The sequence below is a fragment of the Novosphingobium huizhouense genome, from assembly GCF_020179475.1.
Classification (GTDB): Bacteria; Pseudomonadota; Alphaproteobacteria; order Sphingomonadales; family Sphingomonadaceae; genus Novosphingobium; species Novosphingobium huizhouense.
Window position 1 is genome coordinate 74,722 of record NZ_JAILXZ010000002.1, and the last position, 12,036, is coordinate 86,757.

The 12,036-nt window shown below is 68.1% G+C and carries 10 protein-coding genes; 9 read left to right on the plus strand and 1 reads right to left on the minus strand.

Going from position 1 to position 12,036, the window contains the following annotated elements; genetic code table 11:
* The first annotated feature begins 96 nt into the window (after window positions 1–96).
* The 5 genes from K3A85_RS08615 to K3A85_RS08635 all read left to right on the plus strand — a co-directional run bounded on the left by K3A85_RS08615 (window position 97) and on the right by K3A85_RS08635 (window position 6,753).
* Entirely contained in the window at window positions 97–1,011 is a 915-nt protein-coding gene (locus tag K3A85_RS08615) for a DUF3034 family protein (RefSeq protein ID WP_225206108.1), read from the plus strand.
* 11 nt (window positions 1,012–1,022) lie between these two features.
* Window positions 1,023–1,634 (plus strand): group I truncated hemoglobin, encoded by a 612-nt coding sequence (locus tag K3A85_RS08620; protein WP_263624779.1) that lies wholly within the window; start codon window positions 1,023–1,025, stop codon window positions 1,632–1,634.
* 216 nt (window positions 1,635–1,850) lie between these two features.
* Window positions 1,851–4,829, plus strand: coding sequence for a TonB-dependent receptor domain-containing protein (locus K3A85_RS08625; protein WP_225206109.1), 2,979 nt, complete (start codon window positions 1,851–1,853; stop codon window positions 4,827–4,829).
* 27 nt (window positions 4,830–4,856) lie between these two features.
* Window positions 4,857–6,128, plus strand: coding sequence for a NupC/NupG family nucleoside CNT transporter (locus tag K3A85_RS08630; protein WP_225206110.1), 1,272 nt, complete (start codon window positions 4,857–4,859; stop codon window positions 6,126–6,128).
* A 13-nt stretch (window positions 6,129–6,141) separates the two neighbouring features.
* Window positions 6,142–6,753 carry a CDP-alcohol phosphatidyltransferase family protein gene (locus K3A85_RS08635; RefSeq protein WP_225206111.1) on the plus strand — a complete coding sequence of 204 codons (612 nt, stop codon included), beginning with the start codon at window positions 6,142–6,144 and terminating at the stop codon, window positions 6,751–6,753.
* Here the strand turns inward: K3A85_RS08635 and K3A85_RS08640 are convergent.
* Complete coding sequence (locus K3A85_RS08640; RefSeq protein ID WP_225206112.1) at window positions 6,741–7,490, minus strand: DUF1499 domain-containing protein; 750 nt, start codon at window positions 7,488–7,490, stop codon at window positions 6,741–6,743. The genes K3A85_RS08635 and K3A85_RS08640 overlap by 13 nt on opposite strands.
* 282 nt (window positions 7,491–7,772) lie before the next feature.
* On the opposite strand from K3A85_RS08640, the gene K3A85_RS08645 reads away from it, so the two are divergent.
* From K3A85_RS08645 to K3A85_RS08660, 4 genes are read left to right on the plus strand one after another with little or no spacing between them, the layout of a single operon-like run.
* A complete protein-coding gene (locus K3A85_RS08645) occupies window positions 7,773–8,921 on the plus strand; it encodes an FAD-dependent oxidoreductase (protein WP_225206113.1) in 1,149 nt (382 codons plus the stop codon).
* Window positions 8,909–9,535, plus strand: a complete 627-nt coding sequence (locus K3A85_RS08650) for a sigma-70 family RNA polymerase sigma factor (RefSeq protein WP_225206114.1) — start codon at window positions 8,909–8,911, stop codon at window positions 9,533–9,535. Before K3A85_RS08645 ends, K3A85_RS08650 begins: the two co-directional genes overlap by 13 nt.
* Window positions 9,532–9,741: an anti-sigma factor family protein gene (locus K3A85_RS08655; protein ID WP_225206115.1), complete on the plus strand. Its 210-nt coding sequence runs from the start codon at window positions 9,532–9,534 to the stop codon at window positions 9,739–9,741. Before K3A85_RS08650 ends, K3A85_RS08655 begins: the two co-directional genes overlap by 4 nt.
* Entirely contained in the window at window positions 9,738–11,888 is a 2,151-nt protein-coding gene (locus K3A85_RS08660) for an FAD-dependent oxidoreductase (RefSeq protein ID WP_225206116.1), read from the plus strand. Before K3A85_RS08655 ends, K3A85_RS08660 begins: the two co-directional genes overlap by 4 nt.
* Window positions 11,889–12,036 lie beyond the last annotated feature (148 nt).

A 12,036-nucleotide genomic window follows, 5' to 3' on the forward strand; every position in this document is an offset into this window, starting at 1 on the left:
AAGATATTCGAAACTGCCGCGTTGCGCCTGTTTAGGAGTCTCTAACGCTTCGCGGTTAACGCACGCCGGGTCCAGGCGAACACGGTACTCTTTTCGATGCGCGACTTTCTTCAGGCGCGGGCTCGCGTAGGCGCGGTCGTCCACCTGGTACTCCAATGGGGCGCGATCGCGCTGGCCTTGCTCTCGGCCACCCCGGTACGGGCCGACGCCCTGGTCGACGGTGGAAAGCTGGTCCTGACGCAAGGCATCTCGTCCATCGAAGGCGCGAGCGGCGGGGGGCTCGCCAGTTGGGCTACGATCGCCGGGATGGAGACGAACCGGGGGATCGGCCTGTCGGGCCACGTGACCGGGATCGCGCTGCCCGACTATGGCTGGCAGAGCCATGGCGTGGCGATCGGGATCAAGGACCGGCTCGAATTGTCCTACGCCCGGCAGAACTTCGACACCCGTAGGGTCGGCGCCGCGCTCGGGCTCGGCAGAGGCTTCCGCTTCAACCAGGACATTTACGCCGCCAAGCTGAAACTCGCGGGCGACCTCGTCTACGGCCCCGCGCTGCTCCCGCAGATCAGCATCGGCGTGCAGCACAAGCGCAGCCTCGACCCGGCGATCGTCAAGGCGGTCGGAGCGGGCTCGGCCAGCGGAACCGACTTCACCGTCAGCGCGACAAAGCTGTTCCTTTCGAAAAGCGTGCTCGCCGACGCAACCGTGCGACTGACCAAGGCGAACCAGTTCGGCCTTCTCGGGTTCGGAGGGCCGCGCCGCTCGGCGCGCTCGGTGCAGTTCGAAGGCTCGGTCGCCTACATGCTGACGCCGCGGCTGGTCGTCGGCGCGGAATACCGGACCCGGCCCGACAACTTGCGGTTCGCGCGGGAAAACGATGCCTACGACGGCTTCGTCGCGTGGGCGGTGAAGCGCAACGTGACCGTCACTGCCGCCTTTGCCGACGTTGGATCGGTGGCGACCGTCAAGGGCCAGCGCGGCGCGTTGCTGTCGCTCCAGCTGGCGATCTGACGGAGATGGCGATGCCCTTCATCCTTGCCCTGGCCCTCGCCGCCGCCGGCGATGCCCCCGCTGCCGCAGCCCCCGAACCTGCCGCCGCAGCGCCTGCTGCCGAAGCGGAAACCGGGGTCGCGCAGGTCGCCCCCGAGGATCCGGCGAAGGTCGACTGGGAAAAGGAGTTCGGCGTGCCCAAGAAGGTGCGCGATCCGGTTACCGGCGAATTTCCCGTCGATCCCTATGTATCGTCGCCCGCCAATGCCGGAGGCTCCGCGTTCTCCGGGGACGCCATGGCCCGGGCGTTCGGCGGCAAGGACGGCATCCGTCGGATCGTCGACCGGTTCGTCGATCTCAATACCAGCGATCCGCGCATCGAGGCGATCTTCCGCAGCCACGACATGGTCCGCCTGCGCCGCACGCTTTTCGAGCAGTTCTGCTTCCTGCTCGGCGCGGGTTGCGCCTACACCGGCAGGGACATGAAGTCCTCGCACAAGGGGCTCGGGACCACCCGTGCCGATCTCAACGCGCTGGTCGAGAATCTCCAGCGGGCGATGCGCGAGGCCAAGGTCCCGTTCGCCGCGCAGAACCGCTTTCTCGCGAAACTGGCGCCGATGGACCGCGACGTGACCGAACGCTGACGCCGCTCGTCGGCTTGGCGCCGCAGCCGATCGCCTGCCGGTTGCAGGCGACGATCCGCTTTTTCCGTGTAAGAAGCGGAGTTCGGCTACGACCAAGTGCATGACGGCCGCGGATGGTGCGGCGCATGCGCGATACGGTCTCGGGGGGAAGCAATGCGGAACAGTTCGCCGGTTTTGCGCGCGATCGCGTGCAGCGCACTGGCAGTCGGCGGCGCCGTGCCGGCCTTGGCGCAGCAAGCCGGCGTGCAGATCGCGCTGGTCGACGAGGTCTCCGGCGCGCCGCTCGCAGGGACCGAAGTCCTCGTCGAAAACACCGACATCGGGTTTTCCCGAATCCTGCGGAGCGATGCGCGAGGGCTGGTGCGGCTGGAGGGCGTCCCGACCGCCGGGCGTTATCGCGTTCGCGTGGCGGGCGGGTCTGACGACGGCGCGGCCGAGATCCTGCTGCGCGCCAACACCACCAGCAGCGTGACGCTGCGATTGTCGCCCGCAAGCGCCACCCGGGATGCCGCGATCACGGTCAAGGGGCAGCGCGCAGTGACCAGGCTCAATGCGGTCGACGCCGAAGTCTCGGCCTCGCTGGATCATGGCGAACTGGTCGCGCTGCCGATCGAAGGGCGCGACGTCCTCGGCGCGTTGGTGCGCCTTCCCAATGTCGTGCCCTCGACGGGGTTCTTTGCGGAATCGCCTGCGATCTCGATCAACGGGGCGAACGGGCTCGATGCGAACTACCTGCTCGACGGGCTCGACAACAACGAGAATTTCCTCGGCGGCATCAAGTTTCCGGTTCCGCTGGGCTTCGTGCGGACCGTCAGCGTTCTCGCCAACTCCTATTCGGTGGCCTACGGCCGCACCGCGAACGGGGTGGTCAACTACACCTCGCCGTCGGGCAGCAACGACTTCCACGGCGAAGCTTATGCGCTGGTCCGCCCGGGCCGGCCGCTGGATTCGGCCTCGCCCTATCCGCGCCGCGACCTGACCGGCAACGCCGTGGGCGAGAGCTTCGAGCGCTACCAGGCAGGCGGCAGCATCGGGGGGCCAATCGCGCGCGACCGCACGTTCTTCTACGCCAATCTTGAATATACCCGCGACCGCAACGTCCAGGTGGTCGATGCGCCGGCGCTCGGCGCGGTGGGCAACGTCACGGGGCGCAACGAGGCGATCCTCGGGTCGCTGCGGATCGACCATCGCCTGACCGACGACTGGACCCTGGGGCTGCGGGCCAATATCGGTCGCGTCACCGTGGACAGGCCGGGCGGAAGCCTTGGCGGCGGCAACGTGACGTTCCCTTCGGCCGGATCCGACCAGCGGCGCTTCTCGACCCTTGTTGCGGCAACGGCAAGCTATGCGGGCGAGGCGTGGAGCTACGATGGCGCGGTCCAGTTCAGCCGCTTTCGCTGGGACTATGCCCGGCCCAAGGGTGAGGCGGGGCCCCAGGTTACCGTCCGCGACGCTTCCGGGCTGACCATCGGCGTACTCGGCAACCCGGGCTACGTGTTCAACGATCTGGAAAGGACCTGGCAGACCACGCACCGCCTTCAGCGCAAGCTCGACGCGCACAAGCTGAGCCTTGGCGCGGACTTGATCCATTCGGACTTCGCGCTGCTCGGCGGAGGCAATCCGCAGGGCAATTACACGCTCGACCTGACCGATGCGCAGGTGGCCGCGCTCGCCGGCAGCGGCAAGGGCCTTGCCCTGAGCGCGCAGGACGTGCTCGCGCTCGATCCGGCGGTCGCGAACTATTCGGTCGAGCTGCGTCCGCGCGCCTTCGGCACGGGGCAGACCCTGCTCGGGCTCTATGTCGAGGACGAATGGCAGGTCACCCCGCGGCTCACCGCCACCCTCGGGCTGCGCTGGGACTACGACAGCCTGACGGGCAAGGGCGGGAAGGGGGCCGATCTCGACAACTTCGCGCCGCGGCTCGCGCTCAACTACCGGCCCGACGCACGATCCTCCCTGCGGTTCGGGGCAGGGCTGTTTACCGGCAAGCTGCAATACTCGGTCAAATCCGACGCGCTCCAGCGCAACACGACGGCGCCCGGTTTCCTGTCGCAGCTGCGGGCGTTGCAGGGCAAGGGGCTGGTCCCGGCGGGGGTCGACCTTCGCAAGGTGACGTTCGACGGCAACCTCGCGGTCTCGCCCGCCTGCGCGACCGTCTCGGACTGCCCCGGTCCCGAGCGGGTCCAGGCCCTGCGTGACAGCGCCACGCTGGGCGAGGCGCGCATCCTCAACCCCGAAGGCTACCGCAGCCCGTGGAGCCTGCAGCTGAGCGCCGGCTATCAGGTGCAGGCGAGCGACACGCTGACGCTGAGCGCCGACGTGATCTACAGCCGTTCGCACAATCTGGTGCGGTTGCGCGATCTCAACGCGCCCGCGCCGTTCACGCCGAACCTTGCCGCACTGACCGACGCCAACATCGCCTTGCTCAAGGCGCAGCCCGACAATGCGAGCCGGTTCGCGCTCGCGCGCTCGCTCGGGCTGGTGCGCAGCCAGGCCGACGCCGACGCCACCCGTCCGGTCGCGTTGGTCGCCGGGGGAGCGCGGCAGATCACCGTCTCGGAGACGAAGGGCGAATCCGAATACAAGGCGCTGATCCTTCAACTGGACAAGGCGAAGGGCGACGACGCCTACGCCTTCCGCATCAGCTACACCCTGTCGAAGCTCACCAACGACACCGACGACATCAACTTCCGCGCGGCCAATTCCAACGACTACAGCACCGAATGGGGGCCATCGGCGAATGATCGGCGGCACGTGATCTCGGCGGTGGCCTATCTCTATCCGCTCGAAGGTCTCAGCATCAGTGTCGCCGGGCTGTTCCAGTCGGGGCAGCCGGTCAACCTGGTGCCCGACGCCCGGATCTTCGGGACGCAGGATCTCAATGGCGACGGTGCCTCGTTCGGCGAGAACTACGTCGGCAATTCGGATCGCTACCCCGGTGCGAAGCGCAATTCGGCGCGGCTGCCGTGGTCGGCGACCATCGATCTCGGTCTGCGCTATGCGCTTCCGGTGTTGGACGGGCGGCTTGAATTGAGCGCGGATGTGTTCAACGTGCTCGACACGAACAACCAGTCGGGCTTTGCCAATGCGGCAACGACCTCCAACCAGATCCAGTTTGGCGGGGGCGCGCCCTTCGTTCAGCGCAATGCCGGGCCGCCGCGCCAGTTCCAGTTCGGTCTGGCGTGGAAGTTCTGACGGCGGTGTGAAGGGGGAAGCGAGGAGATGGCGATCGTGCAGCAGCTACAAGGGCTGGTCGGCATTGCGCTGATCCTGGCCGTTGCCTGGGGGCTGTCCGAGAACCGGCAGGCGATGCCCGGTTGGCGCTGGATCGCCGGCGCGCTGGCGATGCAGATCGTCATCGCCCTCGCGTTCATCCGCGTGCCGCTGGTCTGGCGCGCGGTGGAGGCGATCAACCTCGGGGTCAGCGCGATCGAGAAGGCGACGCTGGCCGGCTCGTCCTACATGTTCGGCTACCTCGGCGGAGCGGAGCTTCCCTTCGTCCTGAAGCCGGGCGTTTCTCCGCCCATGGTCATCGCCTTCCAGGTGCTGCCGCTGATCATCGTGTTCTCGGCGCTCACCGCGCTGTTCTGGCACTGGGGCGTGTTGCGCTGGCTGGTCAACGGGCTGTCGTGGGTGCTGCGTCGCACGCTCGGCGTGACCGGCGTGGTCGGATTGAACGCCGGCGCCAACATCTTCCTCGGCGTGGTAGAGGCGCCGCTGATCGTGCGCTCGTGGTGCGCGACGATGTCGCGCGCGGAGCTGTTCGCGGTCATGGTGCTGTCGATGGCCAACATCTCTGGCGCCCTGCTGGTGCTCTACGCGACGACGCTCGCGCCGATCCTTCCCGATGCCGTGGGGCACATGATCGTTGCCTCGTTCCTCTCGCTGCCCGCGGCGATCCTCATCGCGCGCATGATGGTCCCCGAAACCGAGGGCGAACGCGACAGCAGCACGGCCGAGCCCGAGGTCCACTACGACGACACGATGGACGCCATCCTGCGCGGCACCACCGAAGGGGTGCAACTGGTGCTGGCGGTGATCGGGACGATCATCGTGATCTTCGCGCTGGTCAACCTCGCGGACCAGATCCTCGCCAACCTGCCGCTGGTCGAGGGCGCGCCGCTCACGCTGCGGCGGCTGTTCGGATGGCTGTTCGCCCCGTTCATGTGGGCGATCGGCGTGCCCTGGCGCGAGGCGGGGGCGGCAGGCGCGCTGATGGGCACGAAGACCATCCTCAACGAATACGTCGCCTACCTGCAATTCGCACAAGTTCCTGCAGGGACGTTCTCGTCACGCACCGCCCTGATCGTGACCTACGCCTTGTGCAGCGTCGCCAACCTTGCCAGCGTTGGCCTGCTGGTGACGACGATCGGCACGCTCGCTCCGCAGCGGCGGCGCGAGGCGGCGCAGCTGGGCATGAAGAGCTGGCTGGCCGGCAACCTCGCATCGGGCATGTGCGGCGCGGTGATCGGGCTGGTCACGCTGCCGGGATAGGAAGCCTGCGAAGATGTTCGATGCCCGCCTGCGCCCGCTGATCGACCCACCGCTCAACCGCTTGGGAGCGTGGCTCGCTGCGCTCGGGCTTTCCGCCAACGCGGTGACGTTCGCCGGACTGGCGGTGGGGCTCGCCGCGGGTGTCGCCGTCGCTCTCGGACACACCGGGCTGGCGCTGGCGCTGGTCTGCGCCAATCGCCTGCTCGACGGCCTCGACGGCGCGATCGCGCGGGCGACGAGGCTCACCGACTGGGGCGGCTATCTCGACATCGTGGTGGACTTTGCGTTCTACGTCGCCGTTCCGGTGGGATTTGCCGTGCAATCGCCGGCGAACCTGCTGCCCGCCGTCCTGCTGATCGCCAGCTTCACGCTGACCGGGACGAGCTTCCTTGCCTTCGCGACGATCGCGGCCAAGCGCGGGCTCGAGACCAGCGCGCACGGGCGCAAGAGCTTCTTCTACAACACGGGGCTTGCCGAAGGCAGCGAAACGATCGCCGCCTTCGTCGCGATGTGCCTTCTGCCGGACCGCTTTCCGCAGATCGCCTGTGCCTACGCCGCCCTGTGCGTGGCGACGGTGGTGCAGCGCACCCTCGTCGCCCGCGCGACGTTCGCTCAGGAACCCTGAAGTTCGGCCAGGAAGGCGCGGATCCGCTTGGCGTTGACGCCCATGTCGGACACGCCGATGCGGCTCACCGAACGCACGTCGACAAGGCTGGCCGCCCCGCCATCGACCGGCGCCGCGCGGACCGCGATGTCGTCGTGGAAGCGGATGTACGAAACAGACGCCGTCGCCTCGAGCTTGCCCGCGGCCGAATCCTCGAGCGCGATCTCCCAGCCCTGTTCCCTGGCGATCCGCGCCGCATCGGCGATCACCTGCGCGGGCGCCTTGGCGATCCGAACCGGCTTGAGATCGCCGTAGGCGGCGGCGTGGAGCTTGCGCCAGTTGTCGACCGTGCCGACGCCGGTCAGGTTGTCGGCCCGCAGCGGCAGCTTGGTGAACTGCGGCGGATTGGCAAGGTCGGTGGTGATGTCGTGGATTGCCGGCACCGAACCCGACATCGCCGGACGCGTCACGATGAACGCCACGAACGGCGCCGACAGGACCAGCGCGAGAATGGCGCGGCCGCGGGTCGGCGTCGGGCGCCGCAGGTTGAGCACGAGGCCGATCAGGCCGAGCACGAAGGCCAGCAGCGCAAGCAAAGCGCCCAGCGCAAGGCCGCCGAAACCGACGATCTTGGGAATGATGTCGTAGCGCCCCAGGGTCAGACCGACCCCGGCGACGACGAGACCGGAGATGGCGAGCGCGCGCGCCCAGGTGCTGAACCGCCGGGTCCATTTCGCTTCGGTCGTATTGCTGGTCATTGATGCCCCTCCTGCTTGCCGTCGATCGTGCTTCCATCGTCGGACTTGTCCCCGGTCCACCGATCGGCCCGGGCTTCGCGTCCGTTTGGTCGGCCGTCGCGGCGCAATCTTACACGTACGCAGCCGATCTCCACAAAAGTTCGCGATGTCGAAAACGCTGTAAGGTTTTCGCCGATGGTGCGACCAAGCTAGCACGGATCGGGGGACACCAGGGCGATGCAGCCTCACAGGCAAGCGACATACAGCCAGTGGCAACGGGCGCCGGACAGGCCGACGCGCCCCGTGCAGCTGCTTCTTGCAGGGGGTGGCCACGCGCACCTTGGCGTGCTGCGCGAATGGATCGCGAGGCCTCCGCAGGGAATGGAAACCTGCCTCGTCTCCAGCGAACGCCATGCGCTCTATTCGGGAATGATTCCGGGCTGGGTCGCCGGCGCGGTTCCGCTCGAGAGAATGCGCATCGACCTCGCCCCGCTAGCGGCGCGTGCCGGCGCCCGTTTCATCCGCGCATCGCTGGGCGCAGTGGATGCGGCAAACCGCACGGTCGTCCTCGAGGACGGCGAGACGCTGCCCTTCGACCTGCTGTCGGTCGCGACCGGCGGCGACGTCGACACGTCGAGCCTGGCCGAGCTCGGTGAACGGCTGCTGCCGGTCCGCCCGATGCACGATTTCGTCGCGCGCTGGCCTGCCGTCCGCTCGGCCGTGCGCGCCGGCCGCGGGCAGCGGATCGTCGTCGTCGGTGGCGGAGCGGCCGGCGTCGAACTGGCGCTGGCGGCGCAGCGGGCGCTGGCGGGAAGCACCGCGGCGCCGGTCGTGCTGTTGACCGACGAACCCCGCTTGCTGCCGGGCCATGCTTCGCGCGCCGGAGATTTCGCGCGCACGCGGCTCGAGCGCGCACGGGTCGAGATCGTCACCGGCTATGGCGTCGGAACGCCCGACGGCGTCCTTCTCGCAGACGGACGGCTGATCCCTGCGGCATGCGTGATTGCGGCGACAGGGCCCCGATCGCCGCGCTGGCTGCGTGGATCGGGCCTCGCTCTCGACGATGGCGGCTTCATCGCGGTCGGGCCGGACTTCCGCAGCGTGTCGCAGCCTTGCGTATTCGCGGCGGGCGACATCGCGGGCCGCGTCGACAACCGCCTGTCGCACAACCTTTCGCGATCGGGTGTCCATGCCGTCCGGGCGGGACCCGTTCTCGCGGAGAACCTCCGGCGTGCGGCGCGACGGGACGAAGCTCCGCTGCGCCATTATCGTCCGCGCCGCCACAGCCTCTACCTGATCGCGACCGCCGATGGCTCGGCGATCCTGTCGTGGGGCCGGGCGGTGATGGAGGGGCGTTGGGCGAACTGTCTCAAGTCGCGCATCGACCGCAGGTTCGTCCAGCGCCATGCGCGGCTCGGCCTTGGCGTGGCGGGGGCGGCATGGACAAGGTAAGCCCCCGCACCCTGCCCGCGAGCCAGCCGACGGTCATCGTCATCGGCGACGAGTTCCTGCGCGCGGTGCGTCCGGACCTTCTGCGGTTTGCCAGGATGCAGCTCGGCAACGACGACGAAGCCGAGGACGCGGTGCAGGAAGCGATCGCTGGCGCGCTGCGCAACGCGCGCGCGTTCCGCGCCGAAGCCGCGCTCAAGACCTGGCTCATCGCCATTCTCAAGAACAAGGTTGCCGACATCCTGCGGCAAAGGCGGCGCGCACCCGTCAACGAAAGCCAGCTTTCCCCGCTGGCCGACGACGAGCCGGTGCCCGACCTGTTCAACCGCTTCGGGGTCTGGCGCAACGCCGCGCGCCCCGCGGCCTGGGAAGACCCCGAGGCGGCCATTCACAGCCGCCAGTTCCTCAAGGTGTTCGACGCCTGCCTCAATTGCCTGCCGCCGCAGCAGGGCCGCGTCTTCCTGATGCGCGAAGTCGTCGAACTGGCGGTGGAGGACATCTGCAGTGAGCTCGGGCTGACGACCGCGAATGTCTACGTGATCCTGCACCGCGCGCGGCTCGCGCTGCGCGACTGCATGGAAAAGAGCTGGTTCTCGCGAAAGGCGCAAACCCCATGAACTGCCACGACGCGACCTTCCTGCTCTCGCAGCAACGAGAGCGCGAGCTCACGCGGCTGGAGCGGCTGCGGGTCAGGATCCACGCGGTCGTTTGTCCCGCCTGCGCCCGCTTCGGCGAGCACGTCGACGCCTTGGGCGAGGCGGCGCGCAACTACGCGCGTTCGGGCGACGAACCTTCGAACGAAAGCAGGGGAGCAGCAGAATGAAGCGTTTGGCCATCCTCGTCGCGCTGGCCGCGGCGCTCGCCGCGTTCGTCCACTTCGACGTGGCGCACATGCTCACGCTCGCCAATCTCAAGGCGCAACAAGGTTCGATCGATGCGGCCTACCACGCATCGCCGGTGCAGGTCGCCGGGCTGTTCGTGCTGCTCTACGTAGTGTTGACCGCGATATCGTTTCCGGGCGCTGCGATCCTGACGCTCGCGGCAGGCGCGATCTTCGGGTTGGGCATGGGCCTCGTGCTCTCCTCGTTCGCATCGACCATCGGCGCCACGCTGTCGTTCCTGTCGTCGCGCTACCTGTTCCGCGACGCCGTGCAGAAGCGGTTCGGGGACCGGTTGAAGGCGCTCAACGCTGGGGTCGAGCGAGACGGTGCGTTCTACCTGTTTTCGCTGCGGCTGGTGCCGATCTTCCCGTTCTTCATGATCAACCTGGCGATGGGCCTCACTCCGATCCGGGTCTGGACCTTCTTCTGGGTCAGCCAGCTGGGAATGCTGCTCGGCACCGCCGTCTACGTGAACGCCGGAACCCGGTTGGCGGAGATTTCGAGCCTGCGGGACGTCGCCTCGCCTGCGCTGCTGGCGTCGTTCGCGGCGCTCGGATTGCTGCCCTGGGCGGGCAAGGCGATCATGGGGGCGATCAGGCGGCGGCGGATCTATGCGCGGTTCACCCGCCCGCGCCGCTACGACCGCAACATGGTGGTGATCGGCGCCGGCGCGGCCGGCCTCGTTACCTCGATCATCGGCGCGACCGTCAAAGCCAAGGTCACGCTGGTCGAGGCGCACAAGATGGGCGGCGATTGCCTCAACTATGGCTGCGTGCCGAGCAAGGCGCTGATCAAGAGCGCGCGGGTGGCCGACCAGATCCGTCACGCCGGCGCCTTCGGCATCGCGGGCGGCGAGCCCGAGGTCGATTTCCGTGCGGTGATGGCGCGGGTCCGCGACGTGATCACCGCAATCGAGCCGCACGACAGCGTCGAGCGCTACACCGGTCTCGGCGTCGACGTGGTCCAGGGCTATGCGCGGATCGTGGACCCCTGGCGGGTGGAGATCGCGCGGAACGACGGCACGACGCAAATTCTCACCACCCGCTCGATCGTCATCGCCGCGGGCGGCGAGCCGGTGGTGCCGCCGCTCCCCGGCATCGAGCAGTCGGGCTACCTTACCAGCGATACGCTCTGGGACGCGTTCGCGAACCTGGACCGCGTGCCCGAGCGCATCGTGGTGCTGGGTGGTGGCGCGATCGGCTGCGAGCTGGCGCAGGCGCTGGCGCGGCTCGGCGGCAAGGTCACGCAGGTCGAGATGACCGACCGGGTGCTGGCGAGCGAAGACGACGAAGTTTCGGACCTCGCGAAGGCGGCGCTCGAAGGCAGCGGGATCGAGGTCCTGACCGGGCACAAGGCGCTGCGCATCGATGGTGCAGCGCAAGGGCGGCGGATCGTCGTCGAAGGACCGCAGGGAGAGCGTGCAATCGCGTTCGACGCGCTGATCGTCGCGGTCGGCCGCAAGGCTCGCCTGACCGGCTATGGTCTCGAGGAGCTCGGCATCGCGACCGAACGCACGGTCGTTACCGACGAGTATCTCGCCACCGAGTTTCCGAACATCTTCGCGGCCGGTGACGTAGCAGGGCCTTTCCAGTTCACGCACACCGCCTCGCACCAGGCATGGTACGCCGCCGTCAACGCGCTGTTTGGCCAATTCCGCAAGTTCAAGGCCGACTACCGCGTGATCCCGCGCACGACCTACATCGATCCCGAAGTCGCGCGGGTGGGGCTCAACGAGCGGGAGGCCAAGGCGCAGGGCATTCCTTACGAAGTCACCACCTATCACCTCGACCACTTCGAACGCGCGATCATGGAGGGCGCCACGACCGGCTTCGTCAAGGTGTTGAGCGTGCCGGGCAAGGACCGCATTCTCGGCGTCACCATCGTCGGCGAACACGCGGGCGAACTGATCGGCGAATACGTCCTCGCGATGAAGCACGAGCTCGGTCTCAAGAAGATCATGAGCACGATCCACGCCTATCCGACGATGATCGAAGCCAACAAGTTCGCTGCCGGCGAATGGCGCCGGGCCCATGCGCCGCAGGGACTGCTCCGCTTCGTCGAGCGCTACCACGCCTGGCGGCGCGGCTGAGCGGAGCAGGTCCCCGTCGACCGCGATCGGCGTACGGCATTGCGTGAAGGCGCACCCGTCATCGCCGAACAGAAGCGCGATGGCCGCATCGCGCTTCGCCGCCGGCAGCGCGGACAGCGCTTCCCACCCTTTCTCGCCGAATGCGCCG

What these genes read in the sequence shown, in the direction of transcription:
- K3A85_RS08615 (WP_225206108.1), top strand. Translation starts at nt 97, where the DNA reads ATGCGCGACTTTCTTCAGGCGCGGGCTCGCGTAGGCGCGGTCGTCCAC.
- K3A85_RS08620 (WP_263624779.1), top strand. Translation starts at nt 1,023, where the DNA reads ATGCCCTTCATCCTTGCCCTGGCCCTCGCCGCCGCCGGCGATGCCCCC.
- K3A85_RS08630 (WP_225206110.1), top strand. Translation starts at nt 4,857, where the DNA reads ATGGCGATCGTGCAGCAGCTACAAGGGCTGGTCGGCATTGCGCTGATC.
- K3A85_RS08635 (WP_225206111.1), top strand. Translation starts at nt 6,142, where the DNA reads ATGTTCGATGCCCGCCTGCGCCCGCTGATCGACCCACCGCTCAACCGC.
- K3A85_RS08640 (WP_225206112.1), bottom strand. Translation starts at nt 7,490, where the DNA reads ATGACCAGCAATACGACCGAAGCGAAATGGACCCGGCGGTTCAGCACC.
- K3A85_RS08650 (WP_225206114.1), top strand. Translation starts at nt 8,909, where the DNA reads ATGGACAAGGTAAGCCCCCGCACCCTGCCCGCGAGCCAGCCGACGGTC.
- K3A85_RS08655 (WP_225206115.1), top strand. Translation starts at nt 9,532, where the DNA reads ATGAACTGCCACGACGCGACCTTCCTGCTCTCGCAGCAACGAGAGCGC.
- K3A85_RS08660 (WP_225206116.1), top strand. Translation starts at nt 9,738, where the DNA reads ATGAAGCGTTTGGCCATCCTCGTCGCGCTGGCCGCGGCGCTCGCCGCG.